This window comes from Fluctibacter halophilus (assembly GCF_020687825.1).
Classification (GTDB): Bacteria; Pseudomonadota; Gammaproteobacteria; order Enterobacterales; family Alteromonadaceae; genus Fluctibacter; species Fluctibacter halophilus.
The window spans coordinates 102,625-119,501 of sequence record NZ_JAJEWP010000006.1 but is presented as its reverse complement, the minus strand read 5'-3'; the positions used below and the strand labels follow the sequence as shown (position 1 = coordinate 119,501).

Annotated in this window: 15 protein-coding genes; 7 read left to right on the top strand and 8 right to left on the bottom strand. The window is 52.7% G+C overall.

The genetic code is table 11. From position 1 onward, the window contains the following. Window positions 1-3: 3 nt before the first annotated feature. Window positions 4-732 carry a sulfite exporter TauE/SafE family protein gene (locus tag LJ739_RS16540; protein WP_229162275.1) on the top strand — a complete coding sequence of 243 codons (729 nt, stop codon included), beginning with the start codon at window positions 4-6 and terminating at the stop codon, window positions 730-732. A gap of 11 nt (window positions 733-743) precedes the next feature. Here the strand turns inward: LJ739_RS16540 and LJ739_RS16535 are convergent, their stop codons facing one another. Next, window positions 744-2,633, bottom strand: a complete 1,890-nt coding sequence (locus LJ739_RS16535) for a metallophosphoesterase family protein (RefSeq protein ID WP_229162274.1) — start codon at window positions 2,631-2,633, stop codon at window positions 744-746. Between the two features lie 125 nt (window positions 2,634-2,758). On the opposite strand from LJ739_RS16535, the gene LJ739_RS16530 reads away from it, so the two are divergent. Then, complete coding sequence (locus LJ739_RS16530) at window positions 2,759-3,883, top strand: hypothetical protein (protein WP_229162272.1); 1,125 nt, start codon at window positions 2,759-2,761, stop codon at window positions 3,881-3,883. On the opposite strand, the gene msrA is transcribed toward LJ739_RS16530, so the two are convergent. Beyond that, complete coding sequence (gene msrA, locus LJ739_RS16525) at window positions 3,878-4,417, bottom strand: peptide-methionine (S)-S-oxide reductase MsrA (protein WP_229162270.1); 540 nt, start codon at window positions 4,415-4,417, stop codon at window positions 3,878-3,880. The genes LJ739_RS16530 and msrA overlap by 6 nt on opposite strands. A 143-nt stretch (window positions 4,418-4,560) precedes the next feature. Between msrA and LJ739_RS16520 the strand changes: the two genes are divergently transcribed. The 3 genes from LJ739_RS16520 to LJ739_RS16510 all read left to right on the top strand — a co-directional run bounded on the left by LJ739_RS16520 (window position 4,561) and on the right by LJ739_RS16510 (window position 7,200). Beyond that, window positions 4,561-4,956 carry a thiol-disulfide oxidoreductase DCC family protein gene (locus LJ739_RS16520; protein ID WP_229162268.1) on the top strand — a complete coding sequence of 132 codons (396 nt, stop codon included), beginning with the start codon at window positions 4,561-4,563 and terminating at the stop codon, window positions 4,954-4,956. Next, a complete protein-coding gene (locus tag LJ739_RS16515) occupies window positions 4,946-5,671 on the top strand; it encodes an SDR family NAD(P)-dependent oxidoreductase (RefSeq protein ID WP_229162266.1) in 726 nt (241 codons plus the stop codon). Before LJ739_RS16520 ends, LJ739_RS16515 begins: the two co-directional genes overlap by 11 nt. A gap of 107 nt (window positions 5,672-5,778) precedes the next feature. Continuing rightward, a complete protein-coding gene (locus LJ739_RS16510; RefSeq protein WP_229162264.1) occupies window positions 5,779-7,200 on the top strand; it encodes a sodium-dependent transporter in 1,422 nt (473 codons plus the stop codon). 48 nt (window positions 7,201-7,248) lie between these two features. On the opposite strand, the gene LJ739_RS16505 is transcribed toward LJ739_RS16510, so the two are convergent. Further along, on the bottom strand, window positions 7,249-8,070 hold the full coding sequence (locus LJ739_RS16505) for an NAD-dependent epimerase/dehydratase family protein (RefSeq protein ID WP_229162262.1): 822 nt from the start codon (window positions 8,068-8,070) through the stop codon (window positions 7,249-7,251). A 54-nt stretch (window positions 8,071-8,124) separates the two neighbouring features. After that, window positions 8,125-8,916: a DUF2884 family protein gene (locus LJ739_RS16500; RefSeq protein WP_229162260.1), complete on the bottom strand. Its 792-nt coding sequence runs from the start codon at window positions 8,914-8,916 to the stop codon at window positions 8,125-8,127. A gap of 286 nt (window positions 8,917-9,202) precedes the next feature. Between LJ739_RS16500 and LJ739_RS16495 the strand changes: the two genes are divergently transcribed. Beyond that, complete coding sequence (locus LJ739_RS16495) at window positions 9,203-9,400, top strand: hypothetical protein (protein ID WP_229162259.1); 198 nt, start codon at window positions 9,203-9,205, stop codon at window positions 9,398-9,400. Between the two features lie 58 nt (window positions 9,401-9,458). On the opposite strand, the gene LJ739_RS16490 is transcribed toward LJ739_RS16495, so the two are convergent. From LJ739_RS16490 to LJ739_RS16475, 4 genes are all read right to left on the bottom strand, one after another. Beyond that, a complete protein-coding gene (locus tag LJ739_RS16490) occupies window positions 9,459-10,673 on the bottom strand; it encodes a mechanosensitive ion channel family protein (protein WP_229162482.1) in 1,215 nt (404 codons plus the stop codon). 38 nt (window positions 10,674-10,711) lie between these two features. After that, window positions 10,712-11,611 (bottom strand): acyltransferase, encoded by a 900-nt coding sequence (locus LJ739_RS16485; protein WP_229162258.1) that lies wholly within the window; start codon window positions 11,609-11,611, stop codon window positions 10,712-10,714. A 4-nt stretch (window positions 11,612-11,615) separates the two neighbouring features. Next, window positions 11,616-12,521 carry an acyltransferase gene (locus LJ739_RS16480; protein ID WP_229162257.1) on the bottom strand — a complete coding sequence of 302 codons (906 nt, stop codon included), beginning with the start codon at window positions 12,519-12,521 and terminating at the stop codon, window positions 11,616-11,618. Window positions 12,522-12,603: 82 nt separating this feature from the next. Next, entirely contained in the window at window positions 12,604-12,795 is a 192-nt protein-coding gene (locus LJ739_RS16475) for a hypothetical protein (protein WP_229162256.1), read from the bottom strand. A gap of 92 nt (window positions 12,796-12,887) precedes the next feature. Between LJ739_RS16475 and LJ739_RS16470 the strand changes: the two genes are divergently transcribed. Next, entirely contained in the window at window positions 12,888-16,877 is a 3,990-nt protein-coding gene (locus LJ739_RS16470; RefSeq protein ID WP_229162255.1) for a response regulator, read from the top strand.

Here is a 16,877-nt window from a genome sequence, read left to right as displayed (position 1 = left end):
AAAATGTCAGAGTTGATACTGGGGCTGGTTGCCTGCCTTACATCATTGCTGGCTGCGGTGGTGGGATTGGGCGGTGGCATGTTGTTAATCGCGGTGATGCCAGCGTTTTTTCCCGCGCAGGTCATTATCCCCTTGCACGCCGCGATTCAATGGGTCAGCAATGGTAGTCGGGTATTGTTTGCCGTCCCAGACGTTCAGCCTCGCTTGTTGCCACCTTTTGTGATCGGTTCTGTGCTGGGGATAGGTGTTGGCTGGCTGTTTGTGCAACAGCTGTCTGCCGATGGGATCCCCTTTTTGATTGGGTTGTACATTCTGGCAATGCAGTGGTGGCCGGGTTTTATCCGCACCCTGCAGCGGGTCAACAACCTGTATGTCGCCGGCTTTGTACAAACCGGTCTCGGTCTGGTGGTCGGTGCGACGGGCCCTCTCACACTGGCTTTGTTGCAGCACCGGCTGATTCAGCGTGATGCCGTAATTGCCAACAATGCGCTGCTGATGTGGTTAACCCATGGCATCAAGCTGGGCTTGTTTGTAGTGATTGGTTTTGATTTTCTGCACTGGTGGATCCCCTTGCTGGCGATGGCGTTGGGGGCCATTGTGGGCTCATGGGCAGGCACCCGGTTGCGGCAACACGTGCCCCAGCGCGTGTTCAAACGGGTGCTAAGCGGTCTGTTGACGGCGATGGCCCTGTATTTGGTGACCACCCACTTTTACAAGCTGGTGGTCAGTTAGTCGCAACCGGGTTATTTGAACCGGACAGTACCGCTTGACGTCAGCGACTCGGCGCCAACTTTATTGTTTTTCTCCGACAGACTCAACAAGCCGATGCCGGATCTATTCAGCAAGGTCCGGGTTGGATGATCATCGGGATGACGGTGACGTACGACCATACGACGACGCTGGGTAAACCAGTTTAACGGGGAACGCCGGTGGTACAGCACCCGGTTTAACCTATCTAACCAGCGCAACAGACCGTGAGGGAAGGTGTTTTTGATCCCCGAGCTGGTGATCTGTGTGATGCGGGGGCTGTTACGGCGAAATCGCAAACTGATGTCGTACACAAAAGAATAGTGCACATCCCCAGACAGGATAATAAAGTGCGGTGGGGTTTTCTGGTGGCGGAAAATATTCAGCATCACGCTGGCGGTGCCTTTGTGCGCCATCCAATTTTCGGCATCAACGGTCAGGGCTTTGCCAAAAAAAGTGAAAATGCGTTGGATGGTCTCAATCAGCTTAACCCCGAAAATGGGTGCTGCGCTAACCAGGATAACGGATGGCTGACCGATGAGTTGCTGTTGAAGATCACACAGCTTTTCCCAGTCCATCAATCCCGAAGGCTTGGTCAGGCTTGACTCTGAACGCCACCGTTGGGTGCGAGTATCCAGCACGATCATTTTGGGCGTGGTATCCAGGTGATAATCCCATTCATCCCAATCCAGTAAGGTATCTATCCAGGCATCCTGTTCACTACCCAGTGGTGCAGACAATGCCTGTCGTGCACTGTTTTTTAACGCGTCTGTATTACCGCCTGGATTCCCCCAGCCCTGACATACCCAGTAGGCGGCCAATGCATTGCCGACGATGCGCCGGGCAAAGGGCTGTTGATAAACGGCTTCTTCCCAGCCGCGGGTCAGGTTCCAGTCATCGGTGACGTCGTGATCGTCAAAAATCATATAGCAGGGAATGTTGGCCAACGCCCGGCGTACCTCTGCCAGGCCTTGGCGGAATCCGTTGATGAGCTTGGCTTCTTTGTCGTACTGGGCTTGAAATGCAGGGCCGATATCGGGATTCGAATCAGGCAGACATTGCCACACGTTAGGGGACCATGACAACAGGTACAAGGCCATCATTTCACTGAACGAAACCAGGTGATTGTTGGCATTTACGGAGGTGAATACGGGCTTTCGCTTGGCGGCAAAGAAGGTGCGGTAAACGTGTTTCATCGCCGCGGTCTTCGGCAACATCAGATGTCGCTGGTAAAACGAGTGTGGGTGCTGACGCAGCGCCTGACTGTCGCTGACAATGGCGCCTTCAAATTGCTCCTCAAACAAACCTAGCATGTCTATGGTTTGCTGTATGGCCCACAACATCGGTCCTGCCACATCGTCGGCGTAAACCTGATCACCCGACATCATCAACAGATCCGGAAAAGCAACCTGCTGGTTGTGGGCTTGTTGCAATCGTCGATCAACCTGCAACAAACCATCATCGCTGTCATGATGGGGCTTGCGACAGGAACCGTGCAGTACATTGTTCAACGTCGTGGGAACACGAAACCGTGCCGTGTCATCTTCGGCATAGGAAATGCCTTCAATGCTGTGCCAGGTTGTTGTTTCAGTGGGCCTGTAGCGGAGTCGATAGTGCAGCTCCTGATCACTGGGTAGTGACAGATCACGGGGCTGAAGCAAATAGACCCACGCCCGTTGACCAATCTGCAATGCATTGACGCAGTCGTCGCCTAATTGACCGTCAACGACCGTGGATTGATCATCTGCTGTTACGGTGAGGTGCCAATCCATCGGTTCGCGGGTAGCAATCCACACCGTCAGGATGTTGTGTGAGACATGTCTGAGAATAGGGCCCGACAACAGTGCGGGAACCGGAACATCCCTGAGGGAAACGTCTGAAGTCAAATTAATGCCTATCGAGTTAGCGAGTTAACGACCGTTGCCAAAGAGCTGGTCGCCTCCGATCCTTGACCTTGTTAGTGCGAGGCCGTATAACCGCTTTTCTAGCACAATCAAGGATGTCCTGACAAATGACCCGTAGCGCAGTACTGTCTTTTTTGTTTTTCATTTTGTTACCCGGCTGTAGCAGTCGTGCTGTGGTAACACCTGCTCCGTACGCACTGCAAGGCCAATGGGTGGTTGAAGCGAATGGTCAGGTGATGCTTGATCCACAGACATCCGGATTGAGCCATTGGCGCGGGTATCTGCTGACCATTGCAGATGGCAGTGCCGATATCAGTCAACAGCGCCGGTGGTTACGGTTGTTGCCGGGCAGTGCAGCGGTTGAAGCGCAAAAATGGGTGTTCGACATGCAGCCCGCTGTGGAGACAAGTTGTTTTCGTGAGTACCTGACCACAGAGCCGGATTACGAAGCGATTGTGGTCGACCCTGACGATGATCGGGTTTTTTACCTCGTCACCGAAGATGCTTCCCGCACCACGCCGCTCAGCGGTGAGTGTGCAGAGCGCTTTGGTGATACCGGTTCTACCGATTATCCCACTCTGCTGGTAAGACTGCAGGTGGATGAAAGTCGTCAAAAGGTCAGCCTGACCCATGTCAGGCCACTGTATTTTGCCCCACAACTGGCGATCGGCGATTTTCCCAATGACGGTATCGAAGGGCTCGCCATGGGGCCGGATCGTACGCTGTACCTGGGGCTTGAAAAGGACGCCCACGGCAATGCGAGGATATTGTCCGTGCCGATGGACCCACAATTCTGGCAATCCAGCGATTTTATCGCGGTGCAGGATCCCGGTTTCGTGTTGCCATCCTTCAACGGCGGTCGCCACCCCATCAATGGACTGGAACACTTTGCTTATCAGGGGCGTGAGTACTTACTCGCTGTCGCGCGCAACGATGATGAGCTGTGGCTGGTGGATATTCAAAAACGTCAAACCGTGCAACGGATCAACCTGCAGTTTATGACACCACCCCATCCGGAGCAGGGATGTATCAGTGCCCAAATGATGGACAATGCTTCGTTGGAAGGGGTGGCGGTGGTCGACGGCAGGGTATGGCTTATCAATGATCCCTGGAAAGTGAACTACCTCAAAAACGTCCAATGCGAAGGAAACCGCGCCCGTTTCGAGCGCATGGCCCCGTTATTGTTCAATATGCCCCTGGATCCAGCCTGGTTCCAGGGGACTTCGTTATGATTTCAGTCGCTGGGCAAAATTCTTTTTGAACTTGGCCAGTTTGGGCGCGACGACCATATTGCAGTACTGGTTTTGCGGGTTATTGCGGAAGTAATCCTGGTGATAGTCTTCAGCCTGTGAATAGTTATTGACCGGCACAACCTCAGTGACCACTGGGTCCGGCCAGATTTCGGCATCAGTGATTTCCGCAATGATCGCTTCTGCAGCGGCTTTTTGCGCTTCATCGTGATAGAAGACCGCACTGCGATACTGGCTGCCAATGTCGTTGCCCTGTCGATTTAACTGGGTAGGGTTATGCAGGGCGAAAAAGATTTCCAGAATATCCCGAAAAGCGATAACGTCGGCGTCAAATGTGACACGTACCACTTCGGCGTGACCGGTATCACCCTTGCACACCTGCTCGTAACTCGGCGCATCGGTATGACCACCGGCGTAACCGGAAAAGGCTGAAACCACACCATTGACGCTGTTAAACGCCGACTCGATGCACCAGAAACATCCACCTGCAAGGGTGGCTTGTTGAAGATTGGCCATGCTGGCTCCTGTAGTAGACTGGATACTGATAGGTCAGACCGATCATTGTGGCGATTAATTGCTTATCTTCAAGTCCCGACACAGAATCAATCTAAAATGGCCGGTTGTTCGTATACACGACAATGAGCAATAACGGTAACACTATGCAACTAACCCTTTTTTATGATGGCTTATGTCCATTATGCGCAGCTGAGATGAAGTCCCTGCGTTCGCGCAACGGCACTGGACACTTGCGGTTTGTCGACATCCAGAGCGCGGAGTTTCAGCGCGACTATTCACACCTCGATTGGCAGGCGTTGAACGCGCGCATTCATGCCCAGTGGGCAGACGGCCGCTGGGTCAGTGGCCTTGATGCCACCCATGCCGCGTGGCAGTTGGTCGGACGGGGCTGGCTGTATGGCTGGATGCGCTGGCCGCTGATCCGTCCGATAGCGGATCGGTTTTACGGCTGGTTTGCGCGCAACCGGTATACCCTGTCCCGTTGGTTAACCGGTAAAGCGCGCCTGGAGCGCTGTGAGGTCTGTGACCGTGACGGATAGGCTTGCAGCCCTGGTGGTCGGCGGCAGCGGCGCCATCGGCCGCGCACTGTGTCAGGCGTTGGTTGAAGAGGATGGGGTATCCGCCGTCTATGCCGTGACTCGCAGCCCGGTGACCGTACCCGAAGGCGTGCAACGGCTGGACTGCGATGAGCAGGAAGACAATGTGGCGGCAGTGTGTGACGCATTACTCGAAAAAGGACCCTTTGGCCGGGTTATTGTCGCCACCGGCATGCTGCACAATCAGCAATTCAAGGGTCTGCCGGAAAAGCGTCTGGAGTCGCTGACAGCGGATGGATTGCAAGCGAGTTTTCTGGTCAACACTGTACTACCGGCACTGTGGCTCAAACACTCACTGGCGCTGATGGAGGATGCTCCCGCTGCCGCTTTTGTGGCTTTGTCAGCCCGTGTTGGCAGTATCAGTGATAACCGTCTCGGCGGTTGGTACAGTTATCGGGCCAGTAAAGCGGCATTGAATATGGTGTTGAAAACCGCGCAGGTTGAAATGCAACGTCGTGCCCCTCATGTCGCCCTGCTGGCCTATCATCCGGGTACCGTAGACTCACCACTCTCGGCACCGTTTCAACGCAACGTTGCGCCGCATAAATTGTTCGAGCCTGAATTTACCGCGCGCCAGCTGTTATCCATCATCCCCACACTAAAGGCACAGGAAGGGCCGTTTTTCGTCGACTGGCAGGGTAAACCGATCCCCTGGTAATTTCTGCTTACGCCGTCATCCTAGCCACTGAACACAAGGGCAGAGACTTTTCCAGATCAGCCTGTTAACATCCGCTGTCGAATATAACAACAATAAAGGGATAGGATATGAGTGCTGGTCGCGAACAGTTTGGTTCTCGTCTCGGATTTATTCTCGCTGCTGCCGGCTCGGCAGTCGGTATTGGCAACATGGTGGGCTTTCCTGTCGCGGCGACCAAAAATGGTGGTGGCGCATTCCTGCTGATCTACGCGTTGTTTGTGTTTTTTATCTGCCTGCCGGTGATGCTGGCCGAAATGTCGGTTGGTCGTCATAGTCGCAAAGACCCGCTGGGTGCCTACAACAGTCTCACTGGCGGTGAGAAGCACTGGAAGTTGGCCGGTTGGTTATCGATTGTGACCCCTTTCATGATTGCCGTGTTTTATCTGGTCATCACGGTATGGATTTTCGGCTATCTGTACATGTCGGTGACCGGCAATTTAACCCAGTTGGCTGATCCGGCAACCTTCGGTGAATTTGTAAACTCCAAAACCTTGTTTATCTATATGGTCGCCGTATTGGCGGTGGTATACCTGATCCTGCAAGGTGGCGTTAAGCAGGGCATCGAAAAAGCGGCTAAGGTGATGATGCCCACCCTGTTCGTCATGTTGATCGCCCTGGTGGCCTTTGTGCTTACCCTTGATAATGCATTTGCCGGGGTTGAGTACTACCTGGTCCCTGATTTCTCAAAAATCAATGCCGGTGTGATCAGTGCCGCGTTGTCACAGGCTTTTTTCTCATTGTCATTGGGCATGGGGATCATGATCACCTACGGCTCCTACATCGACAGTCAGGCGGATGTTCCTGGATCCGCCAAGCTGGTGGCGTTAACCGATACTGCGGTTGCATTTATTGCGGGTTTGTTGATATTGCCAGCCGTGTTTTCCTTCAATCCCAATACCAACACTGCCGAGCTGAGTGACTCGTCGGTCAGTATGATCTTCACATTCTTACCTAAAATCTTCCTGGCGCTACAAGCCACCATTGGCTATACCGGGGCCAGCATCGTTGCCAGTGTGTTTTTCTTGTTGGTGTTTTTCGCCGCAATCACGTCATTGGTATCGATTTTCGAAGTGCCGGTGGCGGCGTTGATGGACGAGAAAGGGGTGAGTCGTCGTAAGGCGCTGACCATTCTTGGGGCTCTGCTTATCATCATGTCCATTATAGCCTCTACGTCCTTTGGTATGATCCCGGCAGTGACTGAATTTGTCAGTTATGCAGGGGCAACCAAATCGGTGTTCGACGTCATTGTGGATGTGTTTTACGACACCATATTGCCACTCAATGGTTTGCTGATCTGTCTGTTCGTGATTTATCGCTGGAAGAAAGCCAACTTTAATGCCGAACTCGATAAAGGCGCGCCTTCCTACAAATCGAGTTTGTTTGAACGTTATGTGGATTTTGCCTTGGGCACCTTTATCCCGCTGACGTTGCTGGTGGTTTTTGTTAACACCGTGGCCCTGAAGTACTTTGGCCAGGCCTTGTTTGGATAGTCTGTACGGACAACGAAAAAGCCGCGATAGCGGCTTTTTTTATGCCTGCTATCCGATCATGTCATACGGCGTTGGGTATTGCAGGTTCAGAGACAACTGCTCCAGTGTGTGCTGGCAATCGATGTGTTTACCTCTGGCCTTAGCGTCTTCTGCCAGGTCAAAGGTCGGCAGTGGCATGCCGAGCTGCTGGCAGGCCCAGGTGTAGTACTCATCTCGACGGGGGTGCTGTGTGGCGGCCAGATGCAGGGTATGGCCCCAGTATTGTTGTTCGACAATCGCCAGCATGGCGCGGATTACGTCGGCACTGTGGATCAGATTGACAACCTGAGCAGGGTTGCCGCCCACGTGTCTGCCACTCAGGGAGCGGGCGGGATGGCGGTCCGGCCCGGTCAGGCCACTTAAGCGTAACACGGTTGCCCGGTTGGGCAGCGTTGTCATCAGGTGTTGTTCAATCGCAACGTGTGCCTGGCCTGACGCTGTAACTGGCTGGCTGGGACTGTGTTCAGTCACGACTCCTTGTATCTCGCCGTAAACGGCAGTTGTACTGACAAACAGCACACGGGTATCGGTGCTTCGGCAATGATCAATCAATGCGCACATGTGTCGGATGTAGCTATTCCAATCGCTGCGTTTGCGACCCGGGGGAATATTCAGGATCAGGGTGTCGACGTTTAAGATGCGTTGCAGTTGAGGTGCTGACCACTGTGCTTCCAGGCTAAACGTGATGCCTTGCACGCCGTGGTCTGAGAGGACGTCGGCGTCGGTTTGTTGCTGCCGGGTGCCACGAAGGGAGAATCCCTTGTGTTGAAACGGCGCAATGGCATGTTGGCCAAGCCAACCACAGCCACAGAACGTCAGTGTGTGTTGCATAAAAAGGGCGTCCGGTAAAAATGGACGCCCAGTGTAGCGGAGTGCAGTGAGAGTTTACAAACTGCGGTTGTCTTCAACGTCCAGTGTATTGAGGCCGGACAACGCTGGCACGTTTGCGGCCAGCTTATTCTCTGCGCGATCGACATCGATCAGCGAATAGCAAAGGCCTTCGGCGCGAAACTCCAGTGCTTCCGCCTGGGCTTCAATTTTGGTTTCGATATCAGACGCAAAGTTTTCCATTCGCGCTTCAAAGGCATCCATGTCGCCGCCGCTGAACATCATCTGCGTGCCGATGGAGACCAGGATCTGGCCCATGCTGTTGACCACCACTTCTTCAATCGCCTGTTCAAACTCTGATTCCCATTGATCGGCCATGAAATCGCCGTCTTCAAAGGTTTTAGAGGTCAGGCGGATAGAGCCGTCTTCGGCGTAGAAGTTATAGTGCACTTCGTCACCCAGCTTATCCAGTTTTGCTGTCAGGTCAGTCACTGAATCGTCGTCGACGTTGAACATCTCGCCGAATACCTGAGAGATGGCCTCACTGGCAAGGCGGATCCCGTCGCTGGCAAGCCCGGCGACTTCTGGCACAGCGCGAAAAATACCGTCGTAGTAGGTTGCTACCCATTGTTGCTGCTCATCGGTCAGGGCTAAGGTATTGCCATTGACCCAAACCGTGTGATCAGCATCAATCTGGATCCGGTCATTGTCTTCGGTGGTGATGATCATGCGGCCGTTTTCAATTTGCCACTCGCCGTCCACATTCACATTGCAGTCATCATGTTTCTCGTGGGCCGAAGCCATGCCAGTACCCAAAGCCAGTGTGATTGCCAAAGCTAATTTTTTCATCTGTGTCATTCCTGATTGCTCGATGTTTACAACCAAAAGCAATACCTGCGCCAATCAAGAAATATCCATAAAAAACAATCATTTGATGATTTGCGTGGGAATTTTTCAAAGGACTAACGAGAGAAGAAGTAGGATAATTGGCCAATCAATAGTGGTTTTCACCACATTGTTAACGCGGTCACTGCGCATCGCAAATAGATAAATTGATGCAGATCATTCCCCTTGCCGGTCAGATTGAGGCATAATGGGCGCCGATTTTAATCCGGTTAAACAATTGGGAGTCTGTATGGCTGCTTGGGGTGAAGCGTTTCTTTTCGGCGCGACGGTTGTCGCATTCGTGTTGGGGATTAGCAGTATCATCATGGGTCTGTTGCCTCAGCCTGCCGCTGCGGGCAGTGGCATGAAAGAAAAGGTCGAATACGGCTTTTTCGGTATCTCTGCACTGGTTGTGGGTATCGTACTGACCGTTGCATTGGTCTGGTAAGCAACCGCTAAGGGCACGCGCGTCTTGTGTCGTGCCCATTGCTGTTGTGTGATGTGAATCAGCGTTCAGCGGCGTCACGGTCACTGACCCGTTGGTAGGCGCGCAAATCGAACAACGGCAACATGGCCAATAAGTGGTCGAATATATCGGCCTGTATCCCTTCGTAATTGACCCAGTTCTTATCATTGCTGAAGCAATAAATTTCTAACGGCAATCCCATTTCGGTTGGCGCCAGTTGGCGTACCATCAATGTCATGTCCTGATTGATCCCGGGATGCGCTTGTAAATACGCCCTGATATAGGCGCGAAACGTTCCGATGTTGGTGAGGCGGCGGGCATTGAGCAAATCATTCTCATCGATGTCCTGTTGCTGGTGAAACGCCTGCAGATCGGACAGTTTGTCTTGCAGATAGCGATTAATGTGGCGGATTTTTTTGTACTGCGACAACGTCTCTTCGGTGCAGAAGCGAATGCTTTGAATGTCGATCAGCACAGACCGTTTTATACGACGCCCGCCCGATTCCGACATGCCTCGCCAGTTTTTGACCGGATCGCTGATCAGGGCATAGGTTGGGATGGTGGAAATGGTGTTGTCCCAGTTTTGCACTTTTACCGTTGTCAGTCCCACCTGCAGGACAGTCCCGTCAGCGCCGTACTTGGGCATCTCTATCCAATCGCCGGTGTTTACCATACGGTTGGCGGCAATCTGTATGCCGGCCACAAACCCCAGAATGGTATCTTTGAATAACAGCAGCAGAATCGCGGTAACCGCGCCCAGTCCGGATAGCAGTAACAGCGGGGACTTGTCGAGTAAGGTCGCCATGATCAGCAGGCCTGCCACTATCACCAACAATAACTTGCCGACCTGGATAAAACCGGTAATAGGGGCGCGCTGAGCCATGGAGGACGTGTTGTAGACGTCTTCCACGGTGTTGAACAACGCACTGCCTGCCAGCACCATGGCGAGGATAAGGTAAATCACCGTTGCCTTGTTGAGCAGCAATAGCAGAAAGCTTTCGGCTTGCAGCAACTGTGGTGCCAGAAGGTAGATAAGCACTGCGGGAACCACGTGGGCACAGCGTCGGAAGAAGCGGTGCTTCTCGAGCTCATCGTCCCAGGTGTTTCGACTGCGTTTTACCACCCGTGATACGGCGCTTTGCATGACCCAACGGGCAATCAGCAAGGTTACCAGTGCCAGTACAAGCATGATTGCCAAGGCCGTACTCTGATACAGTATGGAGTGGGCTTCAGTTGAAATACCCACAGCGCTCATTGCCTGGTGGATCAGGCTGGTCAGGGTCGACAAATCGGTCAACGCATTGCTCCTATCAACTGATCAATTAACTTGTCCTTGCTTTCCCACAACCCATTCAACCATTGCTGAAAGCGCATCTTGAACGTTTCATCGTTGAAGTAATCGCCGATCATCCGCTCATCAACCGGTAATACTTCGACGTGGACTACAACCCGATTGAGGCGGCCACTGAGCATGTCCATCATTGGATGGTTGGCGTTGTCGGGATACAGCAATGTGACGTCCAGAATATTGGTGAACAGTTCGCCCATGGCGGCGAGCGTAAAAGCGACACCACCGGCTTTCGGTGGCAGCAGGTACTGAAACGGACTGTTACGTTGACGATGTTTCTGCGGCGTGTAACGGCTGCCTTCGACAAAGTTAATCACGGTGGTGGGGGTTTCGCGGAATTTCTCGCAGGACTTGCGAGTGGTTTCAATGTCTTTGCCTTTCAGGTGTGGGTATTTTTCGATAAATGCGCGGCTATAACGCTGCATGAAGGGCATGTCCAGTGCCCAGGCGCCCAGACCGACGAAGGGCACCCATATAAGCTCCTTTTTGAGGAAAAACTTCGGTGCGGGGAAGCGGTTGGCGGCCAATTCAATCAGCAGGATAATGTCCAGCCAGCTAAGGTGATTGGGCATCATCAGGTACCAGTTGTCCTTGCTGAGCTCACCTTTGATGGTGCAGTCCCACTCCACCCGATTGGTTAGCTTGATCAGTGCGACACTGCAAACACCGAAACACAGCATCATGCGGTTCATCAGCGGATTCAGCAGGTTATGTAGCGCAGGGATCGGCAGTACTACCTTTACCAGGCCCAACAGGATGATAAGACCGCCCCACAGTGCCAGGTTGGCCACTTGCAACAGCATATGTAAGGGGAAAATAAGAATTGCGGGTAAAAAACTTAACATAGGACTACCGGGTTGCTGCAAGAGACGTCATGGTCGCGTCTTTTTGTTGCCAGAGTTCGTTCAGCCACGCCTGAAAGCGGGCACGTTGTTCTGGATTATCAAAGTAATCCATCGAAAATACGTTGTTGCGTAACAGTTCGTCAATAGGGTGGACATTAACCCGCACTTGCACGTGTTTCACTTTACCACAGATAAAATCCCAGAAACTGGGGATCCCCTGAGGATAGTTGATCGTCACATCAAGCAATTTGTGCAATTGCGAACCCATTACGCTTAACACGAAAGCCATGCCCCCTGCGCGGGGTTTCAACAGGTGCTGGAAAGGTGAATCCTGCAATTTGTGCTTTAGCTGTGTAATCCGGGTGCCTTCGACAAAATTCATGATACTGACCGGCTTATTGCGAAATTTTTCGCACGCTTTGCGCGTGGTTTCCAGATCTTTCCCTTTCAGGTGTGGGTGTTTGGTCAGGTAGGCTTTGCTGTAACGGCGCATAAAGGGAAAATCCAGCGCCCACCAGGCAAGCCCGAGCACCGGCACCCAAATCAATTCACGCTTTAGAAAAAACTTCAGGAACGGAATTTTGCGATTGAAGTGGCGCTGCAACACCAGGATATCCACCCAGGATTGGTGATTGGCGATGACCAGATACCAGTCTTGTCGGGTTAATCCTTCGATGCCTTGAACATCCCATTTGATTCGACTGAACAGCCGCTGGTTCAGTGTGTTTCCACCTATCCAAGCTGTGGCACAGCGATCCAGCACGCCCGAAATGGCGGTGCGCCAGCGAGTCACCGGAATGAGTTTAAAAAAAGACAGAATAAATATGGGGGTTGCCCATACCAAGGTGTTGAGCACATACAACACCGCTGAGCAACTGCCACGTAAGGCGTAACCGATCTGTTTCAACATACCACGAGCGTCTCGGAGGATAAAAAAGCGAAAGTATAACTAAACAGACCTCGGAGGTGTAGCGATACGTCGAAACTCAGATTTACAGGCCGATCGGTTTGGGGGGCTTTTGTGGCGTACTGTGATCAGCCGATTCAGCCCCACGCAGCAGCGGACAGACTGATGCGTCCGAGACGCTCTGGTGATTTTGCGTGCCACCGTAAATATGGCATAAATATTTGCCATCAATTTGCTTGATGGTGTTGCTTTTGCTATTTGTTTTACTGTCTTGCATTTGATTGTCCCTTTCTAGGATAGAACGTGTGTCGAAACACGAGTAAGTATGCAAGGTGTGAGGCATCTCACCCCATGAATTGGGACAAGTGAATGAAAAATCGAGACATCTGCTCAGCAAGCACCTACCTGCTGTTGTGTTTTCTATTGTATGGCCCTGATGCAAAGGCCGTCAGCATTGAGCGCCAAGCGCTGCCGACCCAGGTATTGCCAGCGCAACCAAGCCAGTCTGTGACGTCCGGGATTGTGTATGCGTTGTCGCCAGGACGGGATTCCCTATGGCAGGCCAGTGAAAACGGACTGTCTCAGTTACGCTATGGTGACAAAAATACCCATATCGCTTATCACCCTGAGCGCTTCCCTTATGTTGTTTGGCGAGTGGCAGAACATGATGCTGAAACCGTCCTGTTGGCCACGCTCAGTGGCGGATTGATGTTGTACAACCCCTTGACGCGAACAGTGCAAGTGATCGATCAACGTCAGGGGCTGTCTTCCAATCAATGTCATGGGCTGTTGCGGGTTAAAGGGAGTGAATATGTCGGCTTGTGTGGTGATGGGCTCTACCGCTTTGGCATCGGCAAGCAGGTGATCGAGATTGAGCCTATAGCCCAGGATGTTCAGCAGGTGTCCGCCAGCGACGGAGATGTCGTCTACCTGACCCGGACAGGCAAACACTGCAGGGTAAGCGGTCAGGTAAGGTCTTGTTATCCAGTTGGTTCACCATCAGCCAGTGAAAAACCCAGCCCCTTGATTATGGATAATTCCGGCGGGTTATGGCATGTCGAGGGCGAGCATCTGTTGCACTATCCGCCGCCCACTGAAACTGCCAGTTCATTCCAATCCATCGATATCAGTCTGCAACAATGCCCTTTGACGACCCTGCATGGCGTCAGGGTGCTAAAGAATGGTCATACCCTGGCGTATGGTGACAGACTGTGCCGCCTGCACCCATTAGGTGAGGTGTTTTTACCCTTTGGCACTCGACAAGCAACGCATGCCATTTCTCACGTGGTTGAAGTGGATGATGACGGGTTGGCCATTCTGGACAACGTTAACGGGATGTCATTCTTGCCCCATCCCCGCAATGGTATCGGTTTGATCAGTGGGCCTGACGGAGAACCGCTGATCAATGTCGATGCATCGTTCGTGCTTGAGCAAGCCGTGTTCATCGCCCATGGTGACAGTATTTATCGGTTTGAGCCCAAGAGCTTGTCTGCGCAACCCCTGTTGGATGATATTGGTTATGTCGATGCCGTCGTATCCATGTCGGATACCCGTGCAATCGCGGCCATTAGCGGCAAAGGTTTGGTGGTGTTCGACTGGAATGGTGAAACACTCTCAGCCCATCCGATACGGGTCAGTGGAGACACCTTTGGCGGTGACGACATTGCGGCATTGGCGGTAGTCGGAGATAACCTTTACGTGACTCAACGAGGCGCACAACCTCGGGTGGTGCGGCTACAGATGCAAGAAGGGCAGAGCGCTTCCGCACACCCAGTCACCGATGGAAGCTTTGAGGTTGCGGTAGCCCTCAACAATGGCAATGCGTTGTTAATTGGCCGCGATCAACGTGCATTGATGGTGGCGCCAAAGGGCATTGTACAGACGTTTACCATTCCGCGGGTCGTGCCCACCTGTGGCTACGCTACTGCAGACAATGCTGTGGCCATCTGTACCCATGGACAGGGACTTGGCAGGCTGGCCCTGGACAGTGGCGAATGGCAAAGTACGACGCACAGTGCGGGCTTTTTCGTGCGTGATGTGATTCACACCGGACAGCAGGCTTGGGTATTGTCGAATCAAGGTGCGTTCTGGGTACGGAACTCCACTTCCCGCTGGATCCCGCTGGGAGAAAGTGACGGGGTGTATGATACCGACTTCGAATTTACTGCTTCCCTTAAGGTCGGACAGAATGTGTTGTTGGCCGGCGATCACCTGACTTATTGGTTGGACACCCAGGTATATTCTGCATACCTGCAGCAAAAGGCAGCCCGCTCCGTGAATATCGCGCTTAGCGCATTCTGTGTCGAACGGGAAGGCCGTGAAACAGCCTGTTATCGCAATATTGAGCATGAACAGGGGAGCCACTTACTGGACAGTGACATGCGCGGCTTGCAACTGCGCTTTGAACGGCCACCGGGTTGGCGTCTGGCTGACAGTGGGCTGGCATACCGGTTGATGGGCTATGATGAGACCTGGACCACTCAACAGGGTGTCGACACCATTCGATATGGAAAGCTGGCTCCCGGTGATTACCAGTTGGAATATCAGGGGATCAATCCCAAAGCAGATAACGTCCAGCTCATACACCGGCTGTCCTTTACGGTCGCACAACCCTTTTTCAGCAGTGGCTTTGGCTATGCCGTGTATGGGTTGTGCGCGGTGATGCTGGTTTGGGCGTTTTTTAAGTTGCGATTGCTGAGTCTACAGCGTTTTAACCAACACCTTGAAAACAGTGTCTCCCAACGCACCATTGAATTGGCACGGAGTCACCGCAAAGTGGCCGATATGTTGCGCAAAAAACAACAGTTGTTTGTCAATATAAGCCATGAATTACGCACGCCACTGACGTTGCTGACAGGTCCGCTGTCGGTGCTGGAAAAGCTGCTGACATCGAGCAAAGCCAAACAACAACACCGTCTGATCAGTCGAAGTACACAACGGTTGATTACCCTGGTTGACCAGATCCTTGATTTGGCGCAAAAAGCCGAACAGGAGCAGATCCTGGCCTTATGTCAGGTGGATAAAAACCTCGGCTACATCGTCGAGTCCTGTCGCCCTCTAGCCGCCTCCAGAGGCCAAAATATCCTGCTGTTTAATCTGTGTCAGGGTTTTGTTCACTTACCGGTGGACGGCTTTGATAAGGTTGTGGTCAATCTGCTGTCCAACGCGTGCAAATATGCGCCGCCAAACTCATGCATTCTGGTCTATAGCGAACAGTGCCATCAACATCTGTCGTTGCGGGTTCAGAATGCCGGTCACACAATCCCGGCTTCGATGCTGCAACGCATTTTTAAGCGTCTGGTACGTTTGCCGGATGGCCTTGAACAACACGGCCGCGGTGTGGGGTTAAGCGTGGTGCATGATATGGTCGAAAAAGGACGGGGGGCGATCAGTGTCCGCTCGACGTCCAGTGGTGGCACCTCCTTTATCGTGTCGCTGCCACTGGCGACCCAACCGGATACCCGTGTCAGCGAAGAAGGTGCTCTGTTGTCCGGAATTGACAAGCCACCGAGCGCACCGAATGAGATCCGGGAGCCGCAACAGTGCAGGGGCGGCAACCAGCTCGCGCCGACCATGCTGATTGCCGAAGATGAGCCCGAGCTAAGAGCATTTCTGGTCAACACCTTTAGTCAGGAATATCGCGTGCAAGCATGCTGCAATGGTCGACGGGCATTGGCGATGGCACTCGAAAGCGTGCCTGATATTGTTATCAGTGACATCGTCATGCCAGAGATGTCGGGGTTGGCCTTGTGCGAGGCGCTGCGCAGCAATGATGCAACATCACATATTCCGTTGCTCCTGCTCACGGGCCGAAATGATCGGGATAGTCGCATAAAAGGCTGGCAGCAGAATGTGGATGACTTTGTTGCCAAGCCCTTTGTGATGCATGAACTGGAGGCAAGGGTCAGGCGTTTGATTGATGTGCGACGGCTTATCGCAAGGTCTTTACATCAGCAAGTTAGCCAACAAGACAGTCAAGAGGTTGTTAGCGACAGCGTTATCACGTTCGAAAAGCGACGGGAGCGGCAATTTTTTGAACGCTTTGAAACTACCGTTGCTGCGCACTATACGGATCCTGAATTCAATCGTGAAAAGGCCGCTCAGATGCTGAATTTCAGCACCCGGCAACTGAACCGAAAACTGTCTGCATTGGCGGATTACAATTTTAACGATTACCTGCGCAATAAGCGCCTTCAAGAAGCTAAAAAGCGCTTGTTGACGGGGCTGCAAATCACCACAGTCGCCTATGATGTAGGGTTCCGTTCACCAACCTATTTTACCAATTGTTTTCGCGAGGCGTTTGGTATGAGTCCCAGTGAATACATCCGACTGACACTGGAGGCGAGGGGAGAGGGGTGA

Coding starts and splice junctions, on each gene's coding strand:
- LJ739_RS16475 (WP_229162256.1), bottom strand. CDS start 12,795: ATGCAAGACAGTAAAACAAATAGCAAAAGCAACACCATCAAGCAAATT.
- LJ739_RS16480 (WP_229162257.1), bottom strand. CDS start 12,521: ATGTTGAAACAGATCGGTTACGCCTTACGTGGCAGTTGCTCAGCGGTG.
- msrA (WP_229162270.1), bottom strand. CDS start 4,417: ATGGCCAATCTTCAACAAGCCACCCTTGCAGGTGGATGTTTCTGGTGC.
- LJ739_RS16500 (WP_229162260.1), bottom strand. CDS start 8,916: ATGAAAAAATTAGCTTTGGCAATCACACTGGCTTTGGGTACTGGCATG.
- LJ739_RS16510 (WP_229162264.1), top strand. CDS start 5,779: ATGAGTGCTGGTCGCGAACAGTTTGGTTCTCGTCTCGGATTTATTCTC.
- LJ739_RS16520 (WP_229162268.1), top strand. CDS start 4,561: ATGCAACTAACCCTTTTTTATGATGGCTTATGTCCATTATGCGCAGCT.
- LJ739_RS16490 (WP_229162482.1), bottom strand. CDS start 10,673: ATGAGCGCTGTGGGTATTTCAACTGAAGCCCACTCCATACTGTATCAG.
- LJ739_RS16540 (WP_229162275.1), top strand. CDS start 4: ATGTCAGAGTTGATACTGGGGCTGGTTGCCTGCCTTACATCATTGCTG.
- LJ739_RS16505 (WP_229162262.1), bottom strand. CDS start 8,070: ATGCAACACACACTGACGTTCTGTGGCTGTGGTTGGCTTGGCCAACAT.
- LJ739_RS16530 (WP_229162272.1), top strand. CDS start 2,759: ATGACCCGTAGCGCAGTACTGTCTTTTTTGTTTTTCATTTTGTTACCC.
- LJ739_RS16495 (WP_229162259.1), top strand. CDS start 9,203: ATGGCTGCTTGGGGTGAAGCGTTTCTTTTCGGCGCGACGGTTGTCGCA.
- LJ739_RS16485 (WP_229162258.1), bottom strand. CDS start 11,611: ATGTTAAGTTTTTTACCCGCAATTCTTATTTTCCCCTTACATATGCTG.
- LJ739_RS16470 (WP_229162255.1), top strand. CDS start 12,888: ATGAAAAATCGAGACATCTGCTCAGCAAGCACCTACCTGCTGTTGTGT.